This is a genomic window from Polyangium sorediatum (assembly GCF_029946465.1).
Lineage (GTDB): Bacteria > Myxococcota_A > Polyangia > Polyangiales > Polyangiaceae > Polyangium > Polyangium fumosum.
The window spans coordinates 92,956-119,255 of record NZ_JARZHI010000030.1 but is presented as its reverse complement, the minus strand read 5'-3'; the positions used below and the strand labels follow the sequence as shown (position 1 = coordinate 119,255).

The following is a 26,300-nucleotide window of genomic DNA, read 5'->3' as shown; positions in this document are numbered from 1 at the left end:
TCGACGGGCACGGGCGGCACGGGCGGCACGGGCGGCACGGGCGGCACCGGCGGCGAGGGCGGTGTGGGCGGCGGCGGCACGGGCGGCACGGGCGGCACGGGCGGCGGCGGCACCGGCGGCAGCACCGACACCTGCAAGCGCAGCGAGTGCCCCGGCATCGACTCCCCGTGTGGCGTCCGTATCTGCGACGGGGGCGCTTGTGGAATGCTGGTCCTCCTGCAGGAGGGCACCGTCCTCGAGAGCCAGACGTATGGCGACTGCAAGCGCGCCGTGTGTGACGCGAACGGCGGCGTCATGCAGGTCGACGACACGAACGACCGTTTCGACGACGGCAACCCCTGCACGCTCGACACGTGCATGAACGGGGATACGATCCACATCAACCAGGACGCGGGCTTCTCCTGCGGCATGAACGTCAAGTGCAACGACGCCGCCCAGTGCGTGCGCTGCAACGTCGGCGGTCCTGCCAACGAATGCCAGAACGGCACCTCCTGCGCCGCGTCGAAGAACTACAAGGACATCGAGACGCTCGACATCGCCATCAACAAGTGCGTGCCGGCGACGTGCAAGGACGGCACGAAGAACGGCAGCGAGACCGACGTCGACTGCGGCGGCAGCACCTGCGCGCCCTGTGACGTCGGCAAGGTTTGCAACGGGCCGCTCGACTGCCTCGAAGCCGTCTGCGACGCCGCCACGAAGACGTGCGCCGCGCCCACGTGCACCGACGGCTCCTTGAACGGCGCCGAGACCTTCCCCGACTTCGGCGGCCCGATGTGCCCGCCGAACATCGTCATCGGGGCTGTGTGCCACGTCCCCGAGGACTGCGCCTCGGGCGTCTGCCAGGGCGCGAAGTGCGCGGCGCCCGCCTGCACCGACGCGACCCAGAACGGTAGCGAGGCCGGCGTCGACTGCGGCGGGACCTGCGCGACGAAATGCATCGAGCCCTGAGCCGCGCGCGAATCTCCACCCCGCGCGTCGGCCTCTTGCGCTATCGTGCAGCCGTACACCTGTCACGGACGTAACGAAGGCCCGAGCCCTCACGCCCCCGCAGGCGGCCTCCGCCCGCGGGGGCGCGCTTTCTTTTCCGAAGGCGCGCGCCGGGGGGGCTCGCGCTTCGGCGTCGAGAGAGCCGCGGGCGACGCGGCCCGGGAGGAATGCTTTGCCATGAGAATCGAACGAGCTTGGATGATCGCTTGTATCCTCGGCGCGACGATTGCGGCGTCCGCGGTCGGCTGCGGGGACGACCCCAGCTCCAACACCACGACGTCGAGCTCGTCGAGCGGCGGGACGGCCGGCACGGGCGGCACGGGCGGCATGGGCGGCACGGGTGGCATGGGCGGCGACGGCGGCGGCGTGCCCCCCGAGTGCACGAAGGCGGCGGACTGCACGATGCAGGGCGAGGCGAACTATTGCGGCGAGCCGGCGTGCGAGCTGGGCAAGTGTGTCCGCAAGGCCCTGCATCCGGCGGGCACGCCGCTGCCCTCGCAGGTCTACGGCGATTGCACCGAGGTGCAATGCGACGGCAGCGCCCAGCCTGCGCCCGTCTTCAAGAACGACGACGTCTACAACGACGGCAACGAGTGCACCGACGACGTCTGCATGGACGGCGTCGCCTTGCACAACGTCCAGGCGCAGGGCTTCCTCTGCTCCGCGGCGGGCATTTGCAACGACATGGGCCAGTGCGTGCAATGCATCGAGGGCGTGCAGGGCTGCTTCAGCGGCAACCAGATGTGCATGCAGGGCGCCTGCGTCGGCATCAACTGCGACAACGGCGTCAAGAACCCGGGCGAGGGCGACATCGATTGCGGCGGCAACTGCCTGCCCTGCGACGACGGCAAGACGTGCACGAACGGCTCGCAATGCAAGAGCGGCGTCTGCACGGGCGGCATGTGCGCCGTGCCGAGCTGCATGGACGCGGTGAAGAACGGGAACGAGAGCGGCTTCGATTGCGGCGGCGGCGAATGCCCGCCGTGCCCCACGGACGATAGCTGCCTGCTCCCGACGGACTGCCAGAGCGGCGTCTGCGTCGACGTCTTCTGCGCCGCGCCGAGCTGCACGGACGCCCTGCAGAACGGCGAGGAGTCCGGCATCGATTGCGGCGGCTCCTGCCCGAACGCCTGCCCCTGAGCGGCACGCCTCGCGCCGGCGCGTGATTTTTCGTCACGCGCCGGCGTTTTTCTTTCGACCCCGAAAGACATCGCTTAGGATCCCGCCCGGAGGCGGCGATGCATCGGCATGTCTTTGGGTTTCTTGGGCTTTCGACTTTTCTTTTTGCGTGTGCGCCGGAGCTACAGACGGGCGGGACGGGCGGGATGGGCGGCGCGGGCGGGATGGGCGGCGCGGGCGGGATGGGCGGCGCGGGCGGGATGGGCGGCACGGGCGGGATGGGCGGCACGGGCGGGATGCCGCCGCAGTGTACGACGGTCGACCAGTGCCCGGACACCCCCGAATGCCGCATCGGCGGCTCGTGCGACGAGGGGATGTGCAAATGGACGATAGAAATCCTGCCGGGCACGCCCGTCGGCGCGCAGATTTATGGCGATTGCAAGCGGCGGGAGTGCGATGCGTCGGGCGTCATCAGACAGGTCGACGACGCGAACGACAAGTACGACTGGGGAAACCCCTGCTACGTGGATGATTGCACTGCGGGGACAACGTGGAAAGCTGATCTCGGTAAATCTTGCACCACGGAATGGGGCAAGGTCGGTATTTGTACCGACCAATTCGAGTGCAAAGAGTGCGAGGTCGACGCCCATTGTCCCGGTGCGAAGTGTACCCCGATTGGCAAGTGCGTCCTTCTGCATTGCGACAACGGTGTTTTGGACTCCGTCAGCGGCGAAACGGACGTCGATTGCGGCGGCCCCTGCGTTTCCTGTGAAATCGGTTTGAAGTGCAAACAGCGCGCCGATTGTGCAGGGGGAGGTCCGTGCGCAGGCAGCCCCAAAGTTTGCCAGCCGCCATCCTGCAACGACACCTTCAAAAACGGCAACGAGACCGGCGTCGACTGCGGTGGCAGTTGCGCAGAGGACGTGGCAAACCCCAAGAGGTGCGCCGAGGGCGAGGGTTGCCTCTTCTTCAACGACTGTGCTATCGGCCTCTCCTGCAAATCGGGCATCTGCCAGCTCTGAACGATTTCCCCCATGCCTGCCCCCCGCCTCCCCGACGTCCCCTCCGATTGCCTGCTCTGCGGCACCTGCTGCTTCTCCGACCTCCCCGAGTACGTCCGCGTCTTCGGCGTCGATCACGACCGCATGGATGACGGCGCCCGCGCGCTCACCGAGTTCATCGGCAATCGCTGCTACATGCGCATCGAGGACGGCCATTGCGCCGCGCTCGTCCCCGACCCTGCGACGCGCCGCTTCGTCTGCTCCATCTATCCCATGCGCCCAGACGCCTGCCGCTCCCTCGACCGCGGCACCTCCGCGTGCCTCGGCGAGCTCAGCCTGAAACAAGAGCGCCCCCTGCTCGCGCTCGAAGCGATCGTCCGAAAGACGCGTTAGGGAGAATTTCCCGCGTCCGTCCCCGCGTCCGCTCCCACGGGCGCGGCGCGGCGCTCGATCCGCATCGTCACGTCCAAGAGGACGGTTTGTCCCGCAATGACCCGGATCTCCCGCTTCTCGTCCGGCGCGTTCGGGTGCTTGAACGTCACGTAATGCCGGCCCGACACGACCGGGATCGGACGCCCGATCGGCGTCACGTCCACGTACCGCCCGTCGACGAGCACCTCGGCCCACGGCCGCGCGAGCACCTTTACGTAGCCCCGCTCCGACGCGTCGGTCTCGCTCGCCGGCTCGGCCGTCACGTCCTCCTCACGGACGAACCCCTCCACCACGACCGCGCCCACCACGACGAGCCCGAACAACACCACGAGCCGCTGCACGAGCGGCCCGAGCGGCAAGGGCGGCGGCCCCTTTTTCGGCTGCCTCCGCCCCTTCTCCTCGGCGATCTCCTCGCCCAAAAACGAGAGCGCGAGCGCCCGCGTCACGAGCTTCCGCGACGGATCCCGCGTCGCCTCGTCGAGCGCCTCGGCCAGCGCCTCGGCCAGCGCGTCTCCGTCCTCGAACCGATCCTCCGGCCGCTTCGCCAGGCAGCGCATCACGATCCGCGAGAGCCCTCGCGGCAGCACGATCCCGTGCCGATCGAGCGGCTTCGGCTCCTGGCTCCGCACCCGCCGCGCGAGCTCGTCGCGCCCCTCCGCGCCCTCGTCCCACGGCCGCGCCCCGGTGAGCATCTCGTAGAGCACGACCCCCAGGGAAAACACGTCCGATCGCGGGCTCGCCGGCTCCCCCACGATCTGCTCCGGCGCCGCGTACTCCGGCCCGGACAGCCGCTCGCTCCCGTCGAACGGCGAAGGCGCGGCGGGCGCCGACAGATCCATCGCCGCCCCGAAATCCACGAGCACGCTCCGCCCGTCCGGCGCGAGCGTGATCCCCTCCGGCCGCACGTCCCGATGCACGATCCCTCGTGCATGCGCGTGCCCGAGCCCCGACGCGACGCCGAGCGCGATCGCCGTCGCCACCTCGTGCGGCAGCCGCTTCGTCCGCGCGAGCACGGCCGCGAGCCGCGGCCCCGGCACGTCTTCGAGCGCCACCCACGTCGCGCCCGACCCCGGCGACACGTCGAGGCACCGCACCACGGACGCGTGCCCCATCTTCGCGAGGATCCGCGCCTCGCGCCCGAGCGCCGACCCGAGCGGCGACCCTTCCGCGAGCGTCCCCTTCAGCGCCTTGACGATCGCCACGCGCCCGAGCCGCTCGTGCTCGGCGCGGTAGAGCGTGGCGATCGCCCCTTCGGACAGCTTCTCCCGGACCCGGTACGGCCCTATCTGCGCCTGCAACACCAGCCCCTAACGCGGCGAGCGGCCACCCGTCATCCCGCTCGGCGCCTCGATCCCGAGCACCTCGAGCACCACCTTCGCCACGTCCGCGAGGCTCTGATCCTCGGCGAGTTTTCCACGCGGGTGCGTCGAGACGTACGGCACCACGTTCGTCGTGTGACCGCCGCGCGGCTTGCCCTCCGCGTCGAGCATCTCCTCACAGCCGCCGTGTGTCCCCACGACGAACAGCGCGCCGCCCTTCTCCTCCGTCGCCGCCGCGATCTGTGCGACCGCCGCGTCCACGGCCTCGACCGCCGCGATCGCCGCCGCGAGATCACCCCGGTGCGCCGCGTGATCCGTCGCCGCGAGGCTCACGATGACGACGTCGTGGCTCCCTTCGCGGATCGCGCGCGTCGCCGCCTCCGCGATGTTCTCCGCCTCGACGACGCGGATCTCCTCGCCGTCCTTGCGGGTCCTGCGACCCCCGTCGAACCCTTGCGCCACGTGCCTCGCGCGGTCCGGCTCCGCGATCCGGAGCTGCGTCAACCCGGCTGCCGCGAGCACATCGCCGAGCGTGCCCTCCGGAGGCTCGTCCGGGAACGCGCTCATCACTTCGAGCGCCGGTTCGAGCCCCACGAGCGAGAGCAGGCCGAACTCGTCGAACGCGTACACGGGCTTCTTCCGGTCGGTCAGGTACGCCTCGACCTCGGGGGGGATGCCGCGACGAACCATCATCGCCGCGAGCTGCTCCACGCGATCCGCGCGGTGCGTGAGGAAGAGCCCCGCCTCCTCGCCGAACCACGACCAGCCAGCGCTTTGCCCCGAGGCGAAGTCGGCCATGAACGACCCGACCATGCCCTCGTACTCGCCGATCCGCGTGGGCTCGACGTTCCCGTCCGTCTGCTTCGCCTGATACGCCGCCTGCAGCGCCTCGTACGGCGTCTCCTTCGTCTTCGCCTCGCCGCGCACGATCGCCGCGTAGGCCTTCTCCGTGTGGTCCCAGCGGCCGCTCCGATCCATCGCGTACGACTGCCCGGAGATCGTCCCGATCACGCCTTTGTCTTCGAGCTCGAAGGCGAGCGGCTCGAGCAGCTTCCACGCGCTCCGCGGCGCCGCAGCCTTCTCCTCCAGGAACGCGTGCACCACGACCTTCACGTCGTGCGCCTCGCACACCCGCACCATCATGCGCAGGTGCTCCAGCGTCCCGTGCGCGCCGTCCGCCGAGATCGGCGCGAACAGGTGCAGGCGGCAGTTCCGGTCGTGGGCGATCCACATCGCCCGCTCGATGACCTTGTTCGACCAGAGCTTCTTCGCGGCGATCGCCTCATCGATGCGCGTCCGGCCAGGGCGCGGCGTCCGGCCCGTCCCGATCGCCTCGTACCCGAGCGCGCCGGCGCCGACCTTGCCCGCGCCGAGCCCCACGGCCTCGCCGCTCGCCCGCAGGCGCGTCTTTCCGAACTGCTCGCCGAGCCGCGTGAGCGCCTCCGTCTTCGCCAGCCGGACCGCGTTTCCCTCGCGCGCGTCGCGCTCCCCGAGCCCGTCGAGCAGGCACAACACCACGGGCTTCTGCCTCGCCACCACCATGCGTGTACTCTACTCGCTCTTTGGGCTCGCTTGCCGGGTCGTCCGCCGCGATCGCACGGCTTCCCGGGCCAGCGTGTCCGCGCGTTCGTTCCCGCGGACGCCCGAATGTCCAGGGACGTACTCGAGCCGCGTTTTGCTGCGCTTCAGGGCATCTTTGACCTCGGCCACGAGGTCCGTGTTGGCCTTCGCCTTCCAGCCCTTCTGGAGCACGCCGATCGCGTACTGGCTGTCCGTGCGGACGAGCAGGGATTTCCCCGTGTCCGCGACGGCTTCCACGGCCCGCAAGATCGCCGTCAGCTCCGCGATGTTGTTCGTTCCGTTGCCGAGATACTCGCTGATCTCGATCCGCCGATCCCCATCTTCCACCAGCACCCCGAGCCCCGCCGGCCCCGGATTGCCTGTGCAAGCGCCGTCCGCGTAGGCGACGACCTGCCCCTCCGCAGGCGGCGGCGCCGCGTCATGCGCGGCCTTCGCGGCGGCTTTGCGCTCCTCGGACGTCGTCGCCTTGGCCCGGCTCGTCCCCGCGGACTTCGTCGCGCCCTTGGCCTCGCCCTCTTTTTTCTCGACGGCTTCGGCCTCCCCACACGCGTCGTCCGGCAGCACCTCGCCCGGGACCACCTTCAGGTTGTCCTCGCGTGCTCCGTACTTCCGCCCGTCGTTCGGCTTGTACCGGATCTCCACACGACCGCCGTCCGAGACCAGGCGGCCCGCCTCGTCGGCCTTCGCATACACCTTTTGCCCGCGCAGGAGCGCTCGTACCCACGGCACGCGCGCACCTTGGCACAGACCCCCGCCCTGACGAAAGCAATCGTCATCGGTTCCGTCACGCCGTCGCCCCCGTGACAGCCGGCCCGGCCCGTTGTACACGCCCCCTTCGTGAACGAGAACGAAGACGTGCGACCCTTCTTTGCGCCTGGCCTCTTCGAGGGGCAGGTGGCCATCGTCACCGGAGGCGGCAGCGGCATCGGGCTCTCCGTGGCGCGGGAGCTCGGTCGGCTCGGCGCGAGCATCGTGATCTGCGGGCGAAAACCCGAGAAGATCGAGGCCGCGCTCGGCACGTTGCGCGAGGCAGGCCTCGCCGAGAGCCGCCTCCTCGGCTTGCCTTGTGACATCCGTGAGCCTGCGCAGATCGAGGCGTTCGTCCGCGCCGCGATGGATCGCTTCGGCCGCGTCGACATCCTCGTGAACAACGCGGGCGGCCAGTTCCCGAGTCCGGCCGAGCAGATCTCGCCGCGCGGTTTCGAGGCCGTCGTCCGCAACAACCTGAACGGCACGTTCTACATGACCCGCGAGGTCGCGAACGTGGCCATGATCCCGCAGAAGCGCGGCCGCATCGTCAACGTCACGGCCATGGTCGTCCGCGGGTTCCCGGGCATGGCGCACACCGGCGCCGCGCGCGCGGGCGTCGAGAACCTCACGCGCACGCTCGCGGTCGAGTGGTCCTCGCATGGAATCCGGGTCAATGCGGTCGCGCCGGGCACGATTCGTTCGAGCGGCACGGCGCAATATGGCGACGGGATGCTCGAGGTCGCGCGCAAGGCGACGCCCTTGAAGCGCCTCGGCGGCGTGGACGAGGTCGCGCGTGTGGTCGTGTTCCTCGCCAGCGAGCGCAACGATTTCATCACGGGCGCGGTGATCCCGATCGACGGGGGCGCCTCGCTCTGGGGCGACATCTGGCCGATCTCCGACCCCTAGCGTGAACGCCGGCGATCCCCATACCTCCCCGGGGGGAGGAGCTCCCGAGAGCCCGCGGCCCGCGCCCGAAGCGCTCGCGCCCGCGCCCGCGGCGCCCGTGCCCGCGGCGCCCGTGCCTGCGCCCGCACCCAGGACAAACTATTTTCGCGCCGCCTACGCGTGGTGCCGTGAATACGTCCTCGGGTACGACCCCGGGTTTTTCTGGGTCCTCGCGCCTTTCATCCTGCTCTGCATGGTGCTCTATACCCGGGCGCCCACGACGAACTACATCTTCGACGAGCAGGAAGCGCTCCTCGCGAACCCGTACGTCAACGCCACCGGGGGCTTGCGCTACATCGACGCCATCTTCCGCGATTTCTGGGGCCTGCCGCCCGATCGCAGCGTCGGCTCGTATCGCCCGGTCCCCAATTTCTTGTGGCGCGCGCTCTGGGCCATCTCCAAGCAGCCCTTCTTTCACCATTTCTACAACGTCCTCTTCCACGCCGTGAATGGCGCGCTCCTCTCGCTCGTGACCTTCCGGGTCACGCGCAGGCGGGGCACGGCCTATCTCGCCGGCGCGATCTTCGTCTCCGCCGCCATTCTCACCGAGGCCGTGAGCGGCATCGTCGGCATCGCCGACGTCTTCGGCGGCATGGGCGCCCTCCTCGCCGTGCTCGCGCTCGCGCTCCCGGGCTGGCTCATGCCCGCGGGCGTCTTTTTCGCCCTCCTGTTTGGCCTCTTCAGCAAGGAGAGCGCGGTCGTCTGCGTCCCGCTCGTCCCCTTCGCCGCGCTCGTCTTCGCGCCGCACCTGCACCCCGAGCGCCCCGCGCGTTTCCTCCGCACCACGGCCGCGCTCGTCGCCTCCGTCTTCGCGTTCGTCTTGTACGTCGAGCTGCGCAAGCGCTGGTTCCCTTCGCCGACGCCGGCCGAGCTGCTCGAACCCTTGCCCGAGGGTGCCTCGCAGCTCTCGCGGGCCGCGCGCGCCTTCCTCCTCTGGTTCCACCAGGCGCCGCTCCCGCGCGACCCGCTGAACAACCCCCTCGCCGAGATCGATCTCCCGCACCGCATCGCCGGCGCCCTCCGTGTCTACTTTCGTGGCCTCGTGCAGGTCGTTTTTCCACGCACCCTGAGCGGGGATTACTCGTTCCCGCAGGAGCCCGCGCCCGAGCGCCTGGTGTTTGCCGAGAGCGTGCTCGGTGGTCTCTTCTTGATCGGGCCGCCCCTTGCGGGGATCGTCGCGTGGATCGTCGGCGTCGTCCGGGAGCGCGCGGCGCGGAGGGAGATCGTGCGGCTCGGGCTCGCCGGACCCACGGCGCCGGGCCGTCCTCGGCTCGCCGTCGTCGCGGCTGTCCTCTTTGCGCTCGCGCCCGCGCTCGTGGCCATCGAAGTCTTCGTCCTCCGGCCGCGCGGGATCTCGCTCACGTTGCGCGGGTTTTCCTGGGCCATCCTGGCCGTGCCCGTCTTCGCGATCTCGCTCGGTCTCTTCGCCGAGGGCACGCGCGGCGTCGTCCCGCCCGACGCGCCCGGGGCCCCGCGTCCGCTCGGCCGCGCGGGGCTCGCGCTCGTGGCGGTGGGCCTCGTCTGGCTCGTCGTGAGTTATTTCCCGCACTCGAACATCCCGGTCGTCCTGCCGACCGTGCGGGCCGAGCGATTCTGGTATTTCCCGGTCATCGGCACCTCGCTCGTGCTCGCGGTCGCCTTCGCGGCGGTGCACGAGCGTCTCGCGAAGCGCCCCCGCCTCCGCTTCGTGGTCCCGGCCGTGTTCGTGGCATTTTTCGTGTTCCAGTGCGTCAAGGCCTATACGCACGCCATGGATTACCGCTCGGACCTCACGTTCTGGGAGGCGACGAAGGACGCGGTGCCGATGTCTGCGAAGGCGCACCTCAATTTCTCCGTCATGAAGGGCGCGCGCCAAGACATGGAGACGCGCCTCGCCGAGAGCCGGAAGGCGCTCGAGCTCGCGCCCGACTGGGCCATGGCGCACGTGTATACCGGCGACACGCTTTGCCGCATGGGCCGCCCGGACGAGGCGTGGCCCCATTACGAGATCGGCTTTGGCAAGGGCGCGAACGAGATCGGGCTCCTCGCGCTCGGGCTGCAGTGCCTTTACGACGTGAAGAAGCTGAAGGAGCACGAGGACGCCCTGCGCGCGCTCGCGGAGGAGCACCCCGGGACCTGGCTCGCGTACCTCGCGATCGACACGCTCGACAACGGCGAGAAACACGGCGGCGTCGATCCGAAGCACCGCCCGCGCAACTACAACGAAGGGCCGAAGGACAACGCCGAATAAAGTCCGGGGCCTTCGAAACGAGAAACCCCGCCTCGGCTGGACCGAGGCGGGGTTTTTCCTTTTATCCGACGATCAGACGGAGAGGCTCACTTGTTCTTGCGGTACGAGGCCCACTGGGCCTGCATCCGCGAGCTCTGGCCCTCGGTGAAGGTGTTCATGCAGGCGTCGTCGGTGTAGTCCATGAAGTTCAGGATGGGATCGACGCCCGAGAAGCTCGAGCCCGTGCAGGTGTCGCGGCCCGTCGGGCAGCCGTACGCGGCCGATTTCTCGGCCGGCGTGTCGGCGACGCCGTCGCCGCCGGTGCTGGCGTTCTTCGCGCAGGCACCCTGGAACGTGTGGTAGAGGCCCATCCAGTGGCCGACCTCGTGCGTGCCCGTGTCGCCGAGGTTGTACGGCGTCGCGGTGCCGCCGGGGACCGACGAGTAGAGGATGACGACGCCGTCATCCTTCGGGTTGCTGTTGTAGCTCGAGGGGAACGTCGCCCAGCCGAGCAGGCCGCCGCCCGGGTTCGAGCTGTAGACGTTGAGGTCGTCCGCCGTGCCCTGGCGGAGGGCCGTCTTCATGTTCTTCTCCCCCGTCGAGCCCGGGGCCGCCGTGTACCACGTGCTGTTCGTCGTGCGGTCGACGCTGATGAGGTTGAAGCTCACGCCCCAGGGCGCGTATGCGTCATTGAGGACCTTGATCTGCGCGTCGATCTGGCTCTGCGGGATATCGCCGTTCGCGATGCCCGTGCCCTTGTTGATGACGTGCCAGTAGACGGGGATGGTCGCGCCGACGCTGACGTTGAGGTTGTCCTTCCAGGGAGCGAGCTGCTCGAACTCGGCCTCGAGCTTGGCGAACTCCTCCGCCGTCAGCTCCTTCGTGCCGCAGGTGCGCACGACGGGCACGCCGGCGGCTTCCGTCTCGCCCCCGACATCCACACCCTCGCCGATCTCGGTCGAGTCGGCGCTGCAGCCCGCGCCGAGCAGCGCGAAGGCGGAGAAGAGACCCCCGAGAATGACCGTGTACTGAAGATTGCGCATGCGGCTCTCCTTGTGCTGTCGGAAAAAAAGGACCCACGCAATGTACAGGGCGCGCACCGTTTTATTCAAGTGAAATCGATTCGAAATCGACGCCATGCCGGGGCGCGTAATGACGCGGCCGGTATCAAAAGCAATCAAATTGCAAAACAATTGGCCGCGGCACTTGCGGAGGGAAGCCCACGTCCGCCTGGGGCGTGACGCGTAAATATCCGAAGCAGCGGATAATTTGGTCCAGCTTCGTCAATCGCGGCGCTGCTGGCATGGGTCGCGTCACACGCTCAACGGTGCAATTGCAAATGAATTACAACGGTTCGTTCGCCGCGACGTCACTTCGGCCGACATGTGGTCATTCCTATGACCACGGCATTCAATCAACGGTGGCAGAATATTCCAGTGTTGGCGCTGTATACGACGGCGTCGAGCCGATGCTCCGGACGCACGAGACCGAGCTCCGGCGCCCCGAGGTCGACCTCGATCTCGCCCCCGACATCCGAGAACCCACACGCCCGCGCCCCGAGCTCGGATCCGATTCGCCAGAGCGCCTCGGCCGGCGTCCGCTCCGCCGCATCCTGGGTCCGCAAGGCGATGCGCTTGCCCGTGCGCAGCCGCTCGCCGAGATCCACGCACCGAAGATCCTCGAGCGGCGCCGTCATGACGTGGCTGTCGATCCCCGTGCAAAGCAAGGCGCCCGCGTCCACGAGCGCCGTCACGTCCGGCAGTCCATCACCGAGATCCCGCTCCGTCGTCGGACACAAGCAAACGAACGCGCCCGCCTCGCCGAGGTGCCGCGCCTCGTGTGGCGCGAGGTGCGTCGCGTGCACCGCCACGAACCGCGGCGAGAGTACGCCCCGGTCGGCGAGGAGCTCGACCGGTCGTTTCCCGGTCTCGGCGAGGCACGCCGTGATCTCCGCGGGCTGCTCGGCCACGTGCGCGTGCAGCATCATGCCGCGCGCCTCGGCGAACGCCGCGATCGGCCCGAGCCAATCGGGCGGGACCGCGCGCACGCTGTGCGGCGCGACGCCGATCCGCACATCGGGGTCCTGCGCCCATCGCGCGGCGAGTGTCTCCACGTCGGCGAGCGAGCGATCGAGGTCCGCATCGGAAAACCTGCGCTGCGCCCCCTCGGGCGGCTTCCCGGCGCCCGCGCGCGTGTAAATCACCCGGAGCAGCGCGATGCGGAGCCCCTCGGCCTTCGCCGCGCGGATCACCTGATCGGCGAGCACGACGCGATCGTCGTAGGGCACTCCGCCCGGCTGGTGATGCACGTAGTGGAACTCGCCCACCGTGCGCACGCCGGCGCGGTAGAGCTCGCGGTACGCGACGCGCGCGATCGCGTGGATGCTCTCCGGCGTGAGCGTGTCCGCGAGCGTGTACATCGAGGTCCGCCAGGACCAGAAGTCGTCCGTGCCCGTGGGGCCGGGCCGCTGCGCATCGCCCCGCATCGCGCGCTGGAAGGCGTGGGAATGCGCGGTCGCAAGGGCGGGCAGGAGAAACCTCTCGTTCATGAGCGCCTCGTCGCGAGCGTCACGCACGGCCGCGGTTCATTTGCCCCAGTTGACCTTGGGGCGACCGGGCGGGGTGACGTTCGGCATCACATGGTAGAGCGAGCGCGCGAAGAGCGGGAGCGATCCACACGCGGCCTCGCCGAGGTTCTTCTCTTCGTCGGGATCGGTGCGCAGATCGAAGCAGTGGTACTCGGCGTCCCACTCGCGTGCCTGCACCTTGAGCGGCCCCTGCATCGCGCCCCAGTTGCGGAACGAGCACTCCCACACGCCCGTGCAGTTCGTGAGCGGCACGGGCTCGATCGTCCGCTCGGGCCGCGTGAGCGGGTGGCCGATCATGCGGCGCCGGAAGGGCACGAGCGCAGGATCGTCCCATACGCCGAGGAGATCGAGGAACGTGGGCGCGAGGTCGAGGTGGTAGACGTACGCGTGCTCGGCCGCGCGGATGCTCGCCTCTTCCTCCGGCGCGAGCGTGCCCGCGGGCGCGTCGATCCACGTCGGCACGCGGATCTCCTCCTCGTAGAGCGAGCTCGTGTGCCCCATCTGCCAGTGCTCGCGGAACGACTCGCCGTGATCGGACGTGTACACGACGACCGTGCGCGCGCCTTTGTCGGTCTCGCGCACGTGCCGGAGCAGCTTGCCCACGGCCATGTCCGACAGGTACACGACGTTCTTGTAGTAGTTCAGGAACTGGTCGTTGAGCTCGGGCGCGTTCTTGAAGACCGCCGGCTGGAACGGCGCATGTTTCTCATCGTAGACGTAGGGGTAGTGCACGTTCGAGTAGTGCACGACGGCGAAGAAGGGCTCCTCGAGCTCGCCGAACTCCTCGATCACGCGCTCGGTGAGCAGCGCGTCGTACGCGCCCGCGTCGAGATCCGCCATCGTGTCGAGGTGCGTCGCGACCGCGAAATGGCTCGCGGGGATGTCTTGCACGTAGAGCCGCGCGTTGCCGAAGATGAGGTTCTGGCTCGTCCAGTACGCCGTGTCCCAGCCCGCCGCGGCCGCGTACTCCCAGAGCAGCGGCACCGAATGCAAGACGGCGCGTGGCTCGGTCGGGCGCACGCCGGACCAGATGTTCGAGATGGAGATCGCCGTCGTCGAGTCGTGCGCGTGCATCTCGTGGAGGGGCATGCGGTCCGGCACGGCCTCGTTCGAGAAGGGCGTCGCGCAGTCGCCGGCAGGGTCGTAGGCGACGCAGGACACGTCGGCGCGCTGGCTCTCTTGCAGCACGAGCAGCACGTTGCGCGGCCGCTTCGGCTTCGCGGAGAGCTTCGGCACGGGCTCGGGGCGCCGGCGCTCGACGCGTAGATCGGGCGAGTCGTTCGTGAGGTCGAGGTTCTCCTTCACCGTCGCCGTGACGCCGTGGAAGTAGAGGAGATCCGGCGGCGACGACATGACGACGCGGTAACTGACGGGCGTCTTCACCGCGAGGACGAGCACGGCCGGGACGAAGATCGGCGCGACGAGCCGCGGGATCCGACGCGGTCGTACGAACCTCCGCGCGAAGACGAGTATGCCGATCGAGGCCGCGATCGCGAGCACGACCTCGAAGAGCAGGCTCGGGCGGGCGAGCGGGAGGTAGCCGTAGAGCGAGTGCGCGACCGACTTCGAATGGATCTGCCCGTCGAGCGTGAGGTACGTGTTCCACTGCCTGTGGAACGCGCCCTCGACGCCGAGCGCGACCGAGAAGAGCAGGACGAAGAGCCCGCCCACGGCGACGCGGAAGACCCCGCGGGCGCGTGACGCCACGTAGAGCAAGACGGCCCAGAAGACGAAGCTCTCGCAGAGCCCCGCGAGGTAGCCGAGCCGATGCCACCGATCGAGCCGCAGCAGGTGATCGTGCCGGCGCAGGAGGTCCGTGGCGAGCACCCAGAGCATCGGCGTGAGCAGCGCGAGGAACCCGATCCACCTGCGCCGCCGCCTTCGCTGCTTGCGCCGCTGCCCCGCGGGTCCGAGCTGTTTCTTCGCCTTGCGCTTGCCGGGCTTCGTCGTCGCCGCCGTCGCCGTGGTCGCGGCGGGCCCAGGGCTTCCTTCGGTCACGTCCGTCACGTCTTTGATTCGTTCATTTCACGAGGCCCGGCAGCCCTCCGTGCAGGGCCTCCGCGCGCGCGGCCATGTCCCCGCACGCCGCCGCGCCGAGATCGTTCCGCTCCTTCGGATCCGCGAGCACGTCGTAGCAATGCCACGCCGTGTCCCACTCCCGGGCTTCGAGCTTCAAGTTCCCCCGCATCATGCCCCAGTTGCGGAACGCGCAGCCCCACACGCCCGAGCAGTTCGTGAGCGGCACCGGCTCCGTCCGTTCGATCGGGCCGAGCAGGCTCTTGCCGATCATCGCGCCGTACCAGCGCGAGAAGCCCGCCTCGTGCTCCAGGCCGAGCATGTCGAGGATCGTCGGCGTGAGATCCGTGTGGAACACGATCGATTCGCGGTGCGACGCGAGCGCGGCCGCCTCGGCCTCGGTGAGCGTGCCCTCGGGCGCGTCGATCCAGCCCGGCACGTGGATCTCCTCGTCGAGCACCGCGCCCGTGTGCCCGAGCTGCCCGTGCTCGCGGAACGACTCGCCGTGGTCCGACGTGAACACCACGATCGTGCGCTCGCCGAACGGCTGCTCCCGGACGAACCGCAGCATCTCGCCGATCGTCCGATCCTGCAGGTGGACCGCGTCGAGGTAGTAGTTGCGGTACGCCTCGTTGTCCTCGGGCGCCTTGCTGTCCATCGCGGGCTGGAACGGGGCGTGCTCGGCGTCGATGCGGTAGGGGATGTGCGTGTTGCCGTAGTGGGCGACCGCGAAAAACGGCTCGCGCATCTCGCGGATGTCCTTGCGGATGCGCTCGGTGAGCAGCTCATCGCGCGCGCCGAGATCCATGTCCGCGAGCGGATCGAGATCGGTCGCGCCGGTCTGGTGCGAGGTCGGCAGGTCCTGCACGTAGAGGCGCGAGTTCGCGAACATCATGTGGTGGCTGGTCCAGTACGCCGTGTCGTACCCGGCCGCGTTCGCGTAGTCGAAGAGGAGCGGATGGCCGTGCAGGTCCTCGCGCGAGGACGTCGGCGGCAGGCCCGACCAGAGCACCGCGAGCGAGATCGCGGTGGTCGAGGCGTTCGATCGCATCTGGAGCAGCGGGAAGCGCTTCCTCGCCGCGGCGTTCGTCGCCGGCGAGAAGGGGCAGTCATCGGTCGGCGCGATGCAGTGCGCGTCGGCGCGCACGCTCTCGGTGATGACGAAGAGCACGTTCGGCCGCGTCACGCGCGCGCCGCTCGGGATCGCCGTGGCGCGGGGGAGCGTGGGCGGCGTGCGAACCCCGGGGCGGACGTGCTCGGGCGGCCGGAGCCCGGTGATCTGCTTGATCACGCCGCCCATCGCGTGGAGGTAGATCACGTCCGGCGTCGACGCCTGCACGGTGCGGTACGAGCAGGGGATCACGAAGCCGAAGAAGATCGCGATCGGCGCGAGGATCCGCGCCGCGCGTCCGCTCCGCGTCTGCCGCGGCCGCACGAACCTGCGCGCCGCGACGACCAGCGCCGCGGCGCAGACGAGCGGCGGCGCGACGGCCGAGACGAGGTTCCCGCCGTCCGCGCGCAGGTGCCCCATGACGCTCTCCGAGAACGACGTCGCGAAGAGCAACGCGTCGAGGTTCACGTACGTCGAGTAGCAGCGCTGGAAGTAGATCTGGACGCCGAGCGTGACCGTCGCGAGCAGCACGAAGAGCGAGGCCGAGACCCAGCGGACGGCGCCGCGCCGCGAGGACGCGGAGTAGAGCAAAAGGCCCCACAGGACCGCGCTCTCGAGGATCGCGCCTGCGTAACTCACGACGTGCTTGCCGCGCAGATCGAGCAGCCTCCCGCCGCGGATGCCGATGTCGACGGCGAGCACGAGGACGGCCGGAGCGAGGAGCACGAGCCAGGCGAGGCGGCGCCGCGCCCGGGCCAGGCGCCGGAGCTTCTGGCTCTTCGGCGCGAGGGAGGCGGGATCGCTCGTCCGCGTGCCTTCCGCGCTGGGGTCGAGGGGGTAGTTCGTCGCGGACACGCTGCGCGCCCCATCCTAGCCCAAATCACGTCCCCGCGACGAATGGGTGACGTGATTGCAACGACCGTGCTGGAGGACCGGGGCCTCGCGTTGCCCCGGCCACGGGAGCAGGCGGCCACGAGGGCAGGGGGCCATGCTCCTCCGGACGGTTCGATTTATGCTCCGCCCCGGCCGAAGGGCCGTCCGGAGTCAGCCCATGTCGACGAACACCGAGCCCACGGAACACGCGCGCCTCACCCTGGAGCTCGAGACGGCGCTCCTGCGCGAGCTGCGCTCGACCTACCAGGACCTCAACGCCTCGTACTTCCGGCGCGCGTTGAAGATCCCGACGATCGAGCTCGGCGACGCGGAGCGTTACCTTGGTCGCTGGCACCGGGAGACGCGCTGCATCGAGATCGGCCGGCGGCTCGTGATCGAGCGACCGTGGGGGATCGTGGTCGAGGTGCTGAAGCACGAGATGGCGCATCAGTACGTGCACGAGGTGCTCGGTCAGACGAGCGAGCAAGCGCATGGCCCAGCCTTCCGCGGGGTCTGCCAGCGGCTCGGGATCGACGCCCACGCCTCGGGGCTGCCCGACGCGCGAGGCGAGGACCCGGGCGAGGCGCGTGTGCTCGAGCGGATCGCGAAGCTGCTCGCCCTCGCGGAGAGCGCGAACGTCAACGAGGCGCAGGCCGCGATGAACGCCGCCCAGCGCTTGATGCTGAAGTACAACATCGACAGCGTCGCGGAGCGGCAAGCGCGAGGCTACGGCTTCCGCCACCTCGGCAAGCCCACGGGCCGCGTGACCGAGGCCGAGCGGCGGCTCGCGTCGATCCTCGGCAAGCACTTCTTCGTGGACGTCATCTGGGTACCGGTCTACCGGCCCCTCGAAGGCAAGCGCGGGAGCGTGCTGGAGATCTGCGGCACGCACGCGAACCTGGAGATGGCGAGCTACGTGCACGCGTTCCTGACGCGCACGGCCGAGCAGCTCTGGACCGCGCACAGGAAGGCGAAGGCGCTCGGCGGCAACCGCGATCGGCGCACCTTCGTGGCGGGCGTGATGGCGGGGTTCGACGAGAAGCTCGGGGCGCAACGCGAGATCAACACGAGCGACGGGCTCGTGTGGGTGAAGGACGCGGACCTCGGACGCTACTACCGGCAGCGGCATCCGCGCATCCAGCACGTGAAATACGCGGGCGGGCCCCGCAGCGAGGCGCACGCCGAGGGACGCGCGGCCGGCCGGCGCATCGTGCTGCACAAGCCGGTGGGGCAGGGGCCCAGCGGCGGGATTCGCCTTCTGCCAGGGAAGTCCTGAGCGAGGCTCGTCAGGAGCAGCAGAAAAAATCGCGACGCTCGACGAACCCGAGCGCGGCGAGATCCTTTCGGATGATGTCCCGCGCTCCGCGCGCGCCCACGGCCACGAGCACGAAGTGCCGCGCGGGATCGAGCGTCGCAGGCGGGACGATCGGCGCTCCGTACGCCGTGCGGCCGATCTTCCTCGGATCGATGTCCACGAACGCCGTGGCCTTCGCGCCCTCGGCCGCGAGCGCACGCGCGAGCTTGCGCCCCGTCGGCCCCGCGCCCCACACGACGAACGCGCGTGCGTCTCGCGCGAGCCGCGGCGCGAGGTAGTGCGCCTTCGCTTCGATGAAGCGCACGATCGCGTAACGACCGTCGCGGAACGTCGCGCGGCCGGGATGGTGACGCCAGCGCAGCAGCGTTCGATCCACCTTCGCGAGCCCGTAGCCTGCGGCGTGGAGCCGGAGCCAGAGGTCGTAGTCCTCGGGCCAGTGCACGTCGCGGAATGCGCCCACGGCCTCGAACGCCTCACGCCGCAGCATCACGGAAGGGTGGCAGAGCGGCGCCTCGACGAAGATCTCGCGGTCGTGATCTTCCGGCGTGACGATCGCGTTTTGCCACGCCACGTACCGCGCGAGCCCCTCGCCGACGGCCTCGGCCGGGAAGGGCTCGACGCGTGTCCCCACGACGCCGAGACGCTCGTCCTTGCGAAGCGCGTCGACCTGCCATCGAAGCCTCTCCGGGAGCGAGACGTCGTCCGCGTCCATGCGCGCGAGGAAGGGCGCGCGCGAGGCCGCATGTGCGCAGGCGAGCGCGCGCGCGATCCCCACGCCGCCGGTTCGCAGCGGCACGACGCGCGGATCCTCCGCGGCCCTACGCGCCACGATCGCCGGGCCGCCGTCCGTCGAGCCGTCGTCGACGACGAGGACCTCGATCGGCACCTCCCGCTCGGCGAGGATGCCCGCGAGCGCCTCTTCCAGCGTGCTCTCTGCGTTGCGGTAGGGGATCAGGACGGAGACGAGCGGCGACACGGAAAGGCGGAGCTATGGCAGCCTGCGGCTCTTCCGCAACGACTCGCCGGTCGCGAGCCACTCGCGCGCCTCTTGCTCGTCCGTGAAGCGGCGGATGAACTTATCTGCGCCCGTCTCGCGGGCGAGGCGGCTCATGTGCAGCGCGAGCACCTCGCTCTCGAGCACGGTCGCCATGCGCCGCACGCCCATGGTCTTCGCGAACTCCTGCACGTCGCGCACCACCTCGACCACGTCGGGCGACGCGGGCCGGAACTTCCGCAGATCCGCGAAGATCTTGAGTTCGGGGCCGGTCATCGTGACGGCCGAGCGGCGCAGCTCCACGACGAACTGCTTCATCTCGTCGACCTGCACGAGCCCTTCCATCGAGAACTCGATCGCCGTGTTCAGCTTGTCGAGCTTGATCTGGAACATGCGCGGAGCTCCGGGAGTAAGCGCGACCATACCACGCTCCCCCGCTCGTCGAGAACGTGCCGCGCGACCTCGCCGCGCGGCTCGCTACTTCTTGAACTTGCTCAGGTGCGTGATGAACCAGCGGCCTTGCCACGAGATGATCACGCGCACCTCGATCGACTCCGTCTTTTCGCCGATCCGGTAGCGGAGCTTTCCGCGGAAGGTGCGGTAGTAGCCGATCTTGTTGCCCTCGTCGCCGGGCGGCACCCACTTCGGCTTGGAGCCGAGCTCGAAGGCCTCGAACGTCGCGCCTTCCCAGGACTTGCGCTTCTTGTGCAGGGCGTGGATGTCGCGCGCGTAGGTCCGGTGAAGCTGGTCCCAATACTTGTCGGGGCCCTTCACGTCCTTCAGCGAAACGAAGGGCTCCTTCGGGAACCAGAACGACTCCCCGCGCGCCGGATCATCGTTCACGATCGCGTCGAAGAGCGCGGCCGCGCGCTTCTGCAGCTCCTCGCTGCTCTCCGGCGGCAGGACCTTGTTGTTCGCCACGTACGGCGCCGCGACCTCGGCCGCGTCGCTCCCCGCGTCCGAGAGCTCGGCCGTCGACGAAGCATCCGCAGACGGCGCCTCCGCGTCCGCCGCGCCGCCGTCCGCGACGAGGGGCGCAGGGGCGGGCGGCGCGGGCGCGGCGGCGCTCGCTGGGGGGGCTACGACTTCCTTTTTGGGAGGCTCCGAGGGCGCCTGCGCGCTCGTGCATGCGGAGAGCACGACGAGCGCGAAGGCGCGCAGGAGCGCGAGGCCGTGGCGCAGGATGTTATTTGTCCCTCTCGAGGATGATGAGCTGCACGCGGCGGTTCTTCGCGCGCTGCGCGCTCGTCACGTTCGGCCCGAGCGGCTTGTCCTGCCCGTAGCCCTTCGCCACGAGGCGCGAGGCGTCGACGCCGGCCGAGACGAGCCACGTCCGCACGGCCTGGGCGCGCTGCTCGCTGAGCGTCTGGTTGCGCTCGCGCGTGCCCGTGTTGTCCGTGTGGCCCTGGATCTCCATGCGCCGGATCTTCGGGTTCTGCTGCAGGACGTCCGCGATCTCCTCGAGCAGCGTGTTCGAGTCGCCGAGGATCTTCGCCGAGTCGCTCTCGAAGTGCACCTGCCGCGAGATCTTGATCTCGTTGCCCTGCACCTTGACGCTCGCGGCCCGCGCGGCCGGGCGCTTGTTCATCGCGAGCGAGACCTTCGCCTCGTCGTTCAAGCGCACGTCCGCGTCGCTCACGTGGTTCATGAAGCCCGCGGCCTCGGCGCGGATCTTCGTCGCGCCCAGGGGCAGATCACGGAACGACACCGCGCCCTTGCCGTCGGCCGTCGCCGTGCGCTCCTTGCCCGTCGCGTCGACGATCCGCACGACCGCCGCCGGGATCGCATCCCCCGTCTCGGCGTCACGCACGACCGCCGAGATCGCGCCGATCTTCGGCAGCGCTTCGAGCGCGCAGTCGACGTCCACGATCGTCGGCCCTTGTTGCGGCGGAGGCGTCGCGGGGGCCGGCGCCGCGGGCGGCGGCGGCGCTGCGCCGGGCTGACCAAAGGGCGCCGGCGGCGAGAACTGTCCCGGCGCGCCGAACTGACCTTGCGCGCCGAATTGCCCCGGCTGCGCGCCGAACTGGCCCTGCACGCCGAACTGCCCCTGCGGGTTGAACTGCCCCGGCGTGGGCTGCGCTGGCGGCGTCGGTTGCGCGGGCGCCTCCGCCTTCGGCAGCGTGGGCGGCGGCGGCGCGACCACGGTCGCCTGGCACGTCGTCGGCTTGTAGCCCGGCGCGCGCACCGAGAACGTGTACGTCCCCGGCTCCAGGTGACGCGTGAGGAACGTGCCGCCGGCGCTCGTCGCGAACGGCGGATCCTGGTTCCCCTCGATGGACACGATCGCGTCGGGGATCACGGCCTCGGGCTTGTTCGTCTCGTGCACCGTGCCGCGGACGAACGACTGCGGCGCCGGCAGGATCACCGGCTCCGGCGGAGGCGGCGGGGGCGGCGGCGGCGGAGGCGGCGGCGGCGGCGGGATCTCCTTCGTGTCGTACGCGTACGCGAGCCCGAGGTAGACGGTCCACGGCGCTTGCGGCGCGATCTCCTCGACGAACACCGAGGTCGCCGAGAGGCCGATGTCCACGGCCGCGTGCCCCGAGAGCCCACGGAACGCCTTGCTGAACGGCGTCACGCGTGTGCCGATCGTGAGGCGCGAGGGCAACCCTGCGTAGCCGGGGCCGCCGGCGGCCTGCGGATCATCCGCGCCGAAATCGGCGAGCCCGAGGCACACGTCGCCGCGCGACACGCGGCCCGTATGACACTCGTAGCCTTGCCGGTTCACGGGGACGTCGACCGTGTACTCGACGTAGGGCTGCGCGTACCGGAAGGGCAGCTCCACGCCGATCCACGGCGTGAAGAAGTCGACGCGGTTGATCCCGAGGCCGAAGCGCTCGATGCGCGAGATCGGCTGCCGATCGCGGCCGTCGCGGTATTCGAGCGCGCGCCCCTCCTCCACCTCGCGCACGAGCTGGCCGGAGTTGTCGACCTTGTAGCCGAGGTTCACGTTCACGCGCAGCGGGAAGCCTTGCCCGCCGGGCTTGCGGAAATCGGCGCTCGCGAGGGCGCGGAAGAACGCGCTCGTGCCCGCGCCCGAGACGCCCACGCTGCCCGTGCCGTTCAGCAGCATGAGCTGCGCCTCGGCGCCGAACGAGAAGTACGAGCCGACGCGCGACGGCGTGAACAACTTCAGGCCGAAGTTCGTGTCGCCGAGGACCTGCAGGAGCTGCGGCTTGCCTTGATCGTTCGAGTTCGCGTACGTGCGGATCGCCGCGAACGCTTCGAGGAACGAGAACGGCGTCGCGCTGAGCGCGAAGAACGCGCCGACGTGGCTCGACGCGTCCGCGAGGTTGTCACGCGTGCAGGTGATCCGCTGCCCGGTTGCCGTCGACAGGTTCGGATCGCAGAGGAAGTTCGAGGTCGAGAAGAAGTCGCTGAGGAACGAGACGCGGAACGTCCCGGCCGCGCCCGAGCCGGCGTACGACGTGCGCAAGAGGCCGGTCGAGCCGAACGAGTTCGGCTGCTCGAGGAGCGTCCGCGCGCGCTCCTCGAGCTCGTCGACCTTCGGCGGCTCCACGGCCGTCTCGTTTGCGGGCGGCTGCTCGGGCGGGGTCGCGCCCTGCTGTCCTGGAGCAGGAGGTAGCTGTCCTGGAGCCGGAGGTAGCTGTCCTGGCTGCGGCTGGAACTGTCCTGGCTGCGGCTGGAACTGTCCTGGAGGGGGCTGGAACTGTCCTGGCGGCGGCGGCTGGAACTGACCAGGCGGCGGCTGGAACTGTCCTGGTTGCGGCTGGAACTGCCCCGGTTGCGGCTGGAACTGCCCTGGCGGCGGCTGCGGGCCGAACGGCTGCTGCGCCTCCGCGTCCGCGGTGACCAGGAGGCAGAAGGCCATGGGAAGCGCGGTGAGCGCGACGAACCGCCGCGTCTCGGCAAAGGAGGCGTTCTCAAGCGTACGCATCGACCCTCGAAAGGCAGCAGGGGAGGGGTCTCTCCCCCCACGGGAGTGGACCGTCCTCGCTGCGCGGGCGGTTGTATCATTCCCATGAGAAAGCAGAAACTATCCGGTTGTGTCCCCGTACGGATCCGGCCCACCCGCGGGAAGAACCCCGTGCTAGGAAGGGGCCAGCATGGGTTCCCGCGGCCGAATCCTGATCGTCGACGACGAGGCCAACGCGCGGGCTGCGCTCGCCGAGATCCTGCGTGAAGAGGGGTACACGACCGAGACGGCGGCCGACGGCTTCAAGGCGCTCGGCAAGCTCGAAGAGTTCGCGCCCGACGTCGTCCTGACCGACCTCAAGATGCCGGGCCTCGACGGGATCGGCCTCATGGAGAAGGCGCAGGAGTCGCGTACGACGGCGACGTTCGTGGTGATGACCGCGTTCGGCACCATCTCGAACGCGGTCGAGGCCGTCAAAAAGGGCGCCTACAACTACCTCACGAAGCCGCTCGACTTTCAGGTCCTCGAGGTCGTCGTCGAGCGCGCGGTCGAGCAAGCGCGCCTGCTCCAGGAGAACTCGCGCCTCCGGCAGAAGCTCCGCGAGCGCAACGCCTTCGGGCACGTGATCGCCTCGCACCCGAGCATGGTCAAGCTGCTCCGGCTCGTGGAGCAGGTCGCGCCGAGCCGCGCCAGCGTGCTCATTGTCGGCGAGACGGGCACGGGCAAGGAGCTCGTCGCCGAGATGATCCACCGCGGCAGCCCGCGCGCGAAGGCGCCGCTCGTGCGGCTCAACTGCGCGGCGCTCAGCGAGTCGCTCCTCGAGAGCGAGCTCTTCGGCCACGAAAAAGGCGCGTTCACGGGCGCCGTCGGCCGGCGCGAGGGCCGCTTCGAGCAGGCCAGCGGCGGCACCTTGTTCCTCGACGAGGTCAGCGAGATCCCGCTCGCCACGCAGGTCAAGCTCCTGCGCTTCTTGCAGGAGCGCACGATCGAACGCGTCGGCGGCAACGAGACCTTGAAGGTCGACGTGCGCATCATCGCTGCGACGAACAAGGACCTCCGGCAGCGCATCACGGAGGGCCATTTCCGCGAGGATCTCTACTACCGGCTCAACGTCGTCACGCTGGAGATCCCGCCGCTCCGCGCGCGCGCGAGCGACATCCCCGAGCTCGCGGCCTTCTTCCTTGGCCGCTACGCCGAGGAGAACGGCAAGCGCATCGAGGGGTTCACCGACGACGCCCTCGCGGCCCTCGCGGCGTACGCCTGGCCCGGCAACGTGCGCGAGCTCGAAAACGCGGTCGAGCGCGCCGTGGTGCTCTGCGAAGGCCCGCGCGTCGAGCGGCGCCACCTGCCGGCGTCGCTCGACGTGGGCGCCGGCGAGGGCGTGATCCCGCCGATCCCGGGCAGCACGATCTACGATCTGGAGAAGTACGCGATCCTCCGGACCCTGGAAGCGTGCAAGGGATCCACCTCGAAGGCCGCGACGATCCTCGGCATCAGCCCGCGCAAGATCCAGTACAAGCTCCACGAGTACACGAGCACCGTGCCCGGCGCGCGCCGGGAGGGCGGTGAGGAAGGCGCATGAGCGAGGCCGGGGCGATCGACGCGGGCGGCGGCGCGGACAGCGGCGGCGGGGCGGACAGCGGCGCGGCGAGCGAGAGCGCGGCCGCGGGCGAGACGTTGATCGAGGTGCGGGGCCTGAAAAAGACCTTCCGCGTGGGCTTCTTCGGCCGGCGCGTCGAGGCGGTGAAGGGCGTCGACTTCGACGTCCGGCGCGGCGAGATCTTCGGCTTCCTCGGGCCGAACGGCGCGGGCAAGACCACGACGATCAAGATGCTGACGGGCCTCATCAAGCCCACGGGCGGCGAGGCGTTCCTCTTCGGCGCGCGTGTCCCGAGCGCGGAGGCGCGGCGCCGGATCGGGTTTCTGCCCGAGAACCCCTACGTCTACCCGTACCTGACCCCGCGCGAGTTCATCACGCTCTGCGGCCGCCTCTCGGGCCTCGCGGGCGCCGCGCTCGCGTCGCGCACGCAGGCGATGCTCGCGAAGGTGGGCATCGCGTATGCGGCCGACCGGCCGGTGCGCCGCCTCTCGAAGGGCATGCTCCAGCGGACGGGGCTCGCGGCGGCGCTCGTCTCGGATCCGGAGCTGCTCGTGCTCGACGAGCCGATGAGCGGCCTCGATCCGGTGGGGCGCAAGGAAGTACGTGACCTCATCCTCGAAGAGCGCGCCGCGGGCCGAACCATCTTCTTCTCGACGCACATCCTGAGCGACGTCGAGGCGATGTGTGACCGTGTGGCCATCCTGCGCGAGGGCCGGGTCGTCGTGCGCGGCGCGCTCCGCAAGCTCCTGCGCGGCGACGTGCTTCGGACCGACGTGACGCTCGCCGGCGCGAGCGTGGCGCTCTGCCGATCGTTCGAGCAGCAAGGACACGGCGTGCGGACGCGCGCGGACGTGGTGGTCGTGGAGATCGAGGGCGAGAAGCAGGTCGGCGACGTGCTGCGGGCGGCGCTCGACGGCGGCGCGCAGGTCCTCGAGGTCGTCCCGCGGCGCGAGACGCTCGAGGACCTCTTCATGCGCCGGGCGCTCTCGCAGGGGCTTTCCCGCGAGGATTGAATCCCTCCCGGAATCGCTCTGCGAATTCTTTCATCAACGGTCCATAGTCCGCGGGATCCGGGAACGCCTCGAAGCTGTGCACGGCGGGTGTGCTCGCCCAGGGCAGCTTTTCCCGGGTGCTCGTCTCGAGGAAGGGCCAGAACCAGCTCGGATCGTCGAGCATCGTCGCGCGGACGATGACGAACGCATCCATGCCGGGGGGCCGGTTGAACATCCAGCTCTTGCAATGCGGGCAATAGAAATGGCGCGTCGGGCCGTGCAGCGCGCCGATCACGGGCTCGCCCTGCGTCACCTGAAAGCCGTCGCTCGGAAGCAGAATGCTGAGCGAAAAGGCGCTGCCACTCATCCGCTGACAGCCGCTACAGTGGCAGGCCACCGTGACCATCGGCGGGGCCGTGATCTGGAGCCGGACCTGACCACAACGACATCCGCCTTCCCAGGGCAATTTCCAATCGTTCATCTCGCCTCCCGGTCGCGGATATGTGGCAGGTTTGCCTGGCAGTCAAGACGAGCGCACGTCGTGGTTTTGGCGGCGGCGTCGGGGTCGGACACCGTCCGATTCACGGTGCGGCGC

General features: G+C 69.7%; 20 protein-coding genes and 1 pseudogene. 9 read left to right on the top strand and 12 right to left on the bottom strand.

Going from position 1 to position 26,300, the window contains the following annotated elements:
* The 4 genes and pseudogenes from QHF89_RS28735 to QHF89_RS28720 all read left to right on the top strand — a co-directional run.
* Positions 1–948, top strand: a pseudogene (locus QHF89_RS28735) (hypothetical protein); the annotation flags it as partial.
* Between the two features lie 216 nt (positions 949–1,164).
* Positions 1,165–2,127 (top strand): hypothetical protein, encoded by a 963-nt coding sequence (locus tag QHF89_RS28730; RefSeq protein ID WP_284721054.1) that lies wholly within the window; start codon positions 1,165–1,167, stop codon positions 2,125–2,127.
* A gap of 98 nt (positions 2,128–2,225) precedes the next feature.
* The gene (locus QHF89_RS28725) at positions 2,226–3,128 is read left to right on the top strand and encodes a hypothetical protein (RefSeq protein WP_136968244.1); all 903 of its coding nucleotides are present in this window, start codon (positions 2,226–2,228) and stop codon (positions 3,126–3,128) included.
* A 12-nt stretch (positions 3,129–3,140) separates the two neighbouring features.
* Positions 3,141–3,500 (top strand): YkgJ family cysteine cluster protein, encoded by a 360-nt coding sequence (locus QHF89_RS28720; RefSeq protein ID WP_136932324.1) that lies wholly within the window; start codon positions 3,141–3,143, stop codon positions 3,498–3,500.
* Here QHF89_RS28720 and QHF89_RS28715 read toward each other — a convergent pair.
* Genes QHF89_RS28715 through QHF89_RS28705 form a run of 3 tightly spaced genes read right to left on the bottom strand, consistent with a single transcriptional unit; the run spans position 3,497 to position 7,168 of the window.
* The gene (locus QHF89_RS28715; protein WP_284721053.1) at positions 3,497–4,837 is read right to left on the bottom strand and encodes a serine/threonine-protein kinase; all 1,341 of its coding nucleotides are present in this window, start codon (positions 4,835–4,837) and stop codon (positions 3,497–3,499) included. The two genes, QHF89_RS28720 and QHF89_RS28715, sit on opposite strands and share 4 nt — an antisense overlap.
* Positions 4,838–4,846: 9 nt before the next feature.
* A complete protein-coding gene (locus QHF89_RS28710; RefSeq protein WP_136968246.1) occupies positions 4,847–6,400 on the bottom strand; it encodes an alkaline phosphatase family protein in 1,554 nt (517 codons plus the stop codon).
* 9 nt (positions 6,401–6,409) lie between these two features.
* The gene (locus QHF89_RS28705) at positions 6,410–7,168 is read right to left on the bottom strand and encodes a ribonuclease HI (protein ID WP_136968247.1); all 759 of its coding nucleotides are present in this window, start codon (positions 7,166–7,168) and stop codon (positions 6,410–6,412) included.
* Positions 7,169–7,276: 108 nt separating this feature from the next.
* On the opposite strand from QHF89_RS28705, the gene QHF89_RS28700 reads away from it, so the two are divergent.
* Together QHF89_RS28700 and QHF89_RS28695 are read left to right on the top strand one after the other, a co-directional pair.
* The gene (locus QHF89_RS28700) at positions 7,277–8,095 is read left to right on the top strand and encodes an SDR family oxidoreductase (RefSeq protein ID WP_284721052.1); all 819 of its coding nucleotides are present in this window, start codon (positions 7,277–7,279) and stop codon (positions 8,093–8,095) included.
* 1 nt (position 8,096) lies between these two features.
* A complete protein-coding gene (locus QHF89_RS28695; protein WP_284721051.1) occupies positions 8,097–10,364 on the top strand; it encodes a tetratricopeptide repeat protein in 2,268 nt (755 codons plus the stop codon).
* 86 nt (positions 10,365–10,450) lie between these two features.
* Here QHF89_RS28695 and QHF89_RS28690 read toward each other — a convergent pair whose 3' ends face one another.
* From QHF89_RS28690 to QHF89_RS28675, 4 genes are all read right to left on the bottom strand, one after another.
* The gene (locus tag QHF89_RS28690) at positions 10,451–11,386 is read right to left on the bottom strand and encodes a zinc metalloprotease (RefSeq protein WP_136968248.1); all 936 of its coding nucleotides are present in this window, start codon (positions 11,384–11,386) and stop codon (positions 10,451–10,453) included.
* 371 nt (positions 11,387–11,757) lie between these two features.
* Positions 11,758–12,918 carry a formimidoylglutamate deiminase gene (locus QHF89_RS28685; protein WP_284721050.1) on the bottom strand — a complete coding sequence of 387 codons (1,161 nt, stop codon included), beginning with the start codon at positions 12,916–12,918 and terminating at the stop codon, positions 11,758–11,760.
* A 9-nt stretch (positions 12,919–12,927) separates the two neighbouring features.
* On the bottom strand, positions 12,928–14,937 hold the full coding sequence (locus QHF89_RS28680; RefSeq protein ID WP_284721049.1) for a sulfatase-like hydrolase/transferase: 2,010 nt from the start codon (positions 14,935–14,937) through the stop codon (positions 12,928–12,930).
* A 13-nt stretch (positions 14,938–14,950) separates the two neighbouring features.
* Positions 14,951–16,912, bottom strand: coding sequence for an LTA synthase family protein (locus tag QHF89_RS28675; RefSeq protein ID WP_136968249.1), 1,962 nt, complete (start codon positions 16,910–16,912; stop codon positions 14,951–14,953).
* A gap of 196 nt (positions 16,913–17,108) precedes the next feature.
* Between QHF89_RS28675 and QHF89_RS28670 the strand changes: the two genes are divergently transcribed.
* Positions 17,109–18,206, top strand: a complete 1,098-nt coding sequence (locus QHF89_RS28670; protein ID WP_284721048.1) for a SprT-like domain-containing protein — start codon at positions 17,109–17,111, stop codon at positions 18,204–18,206.
* 10 nt (positions 18,207–18,216) lie between these two features.
* Here QHF89_RS28670 and QHF89_RS28665 read toward each other — a convergent pair whose 3' ends face one another.
* The 4 genes from QHF89_RS28665 to QHF89_RS28650 all read right to left on the bottom strand — a co-directional run bounded on the left by QHF89_RS28665 (position 18,217) and on the right by QHF89_RS28650 (position 23,134).
* Positions 18,217–19,221 (bottom strand): glycosyltransferase, encoded by a 1,005-nt coding sequence (locus tag QHF89_RS28665; protein ID WP_136968250.1) that lies wholly within the window; start codon positions 19,219–19,221, stop codon positions 18,217–18,219.
* 12 nt (positions 19,222–19,233) lie between these two features.
* A complete protein-coding gene (locus QHF89_RS28660; RefSeq protein WP_232379792.1) occupies positions 19,234–19,632 on the bottom strand; it encodes an STAS/SEC14 domain-containing protein in 399 nt (132 codons plus the stop codon).
* Between the two features lie 84 nt (positions 19,633–19,716).
* The gene (locus QHF89_RS28655; RefSeq protein ID WP_136968251.1) at positions 19,717–20,379 is read right to left on the bottom strand and encodes a hypothetical protein; all 663 of its coding nucleotides are present in this window, start codon (positions 20,377–20,379) and stop codon (positions 19,717–19,719) included.
* Positions 20,380–20,425: 46 nt separating this feature from the next.
* A complete protein-coding gene (locus QHF89_RS28650; RefSeq protein ID WP_284721047.1) occupies positions 20,426–23,134 on the bottom strand; it encodes an OmpA family protein in 2,709 nt (902 codons plus the stop codon).
* Positions 23,135–23,303: 169 nt separating this feature from the next.
* Between QHF89_RS28650 and QHF89_RS28645 the strand changes: the two genes are divergently transcribed.
* Both QHF89_RS28645 and QHF89_RS28640 read left to right on the top strand, forming a co-directional pair.
* On the top strand, positions 23,304–24,695 hold the full coding sequence (locus QHF89_RS28645; protein ID WP_136968254.1) for a sigma-54-dependent transcriptional regulator: 1,392 nt from the start codon (positions 23,304–23,306) through the stop codon (positions 24,693–24,695).
* Positions 24,692–25,726: an ABC transporter ATP-binding protein gene (locus tag QHF89_RS28640; RefSeq protein ID WP_136968255.1), complete on the top strand. Its 1,035-nt coding sequence runs from the start codon at positions 24,692–24,694 to the stop codon at positions 25,724–25,726. Before QHF89_RS28645 ends, QHF89_RS28640 begins: the two co-directional genes overlap by 4 nt.
* Here QHF89_RS28640 and QHF89_RS28635 read toward each other — a convergent pair.
* Positions 25,683–26,186 (bottom strand): GFA family protein, encoded by a 504-nt coding sequence (locus QHF89_RS28635; protein ID WP_136968256.1) that lies wholly within the window; start codon positions 26,184–26,186, stop codon positions 25,683–25,685. The two genes, QHF89_RS28640 and QHF89_RS28635, sit on opposite strands and share 44 nt — an antisense overlap.
* Positions 26,187–26,300 lie beyond the last annotated feature (114 nt).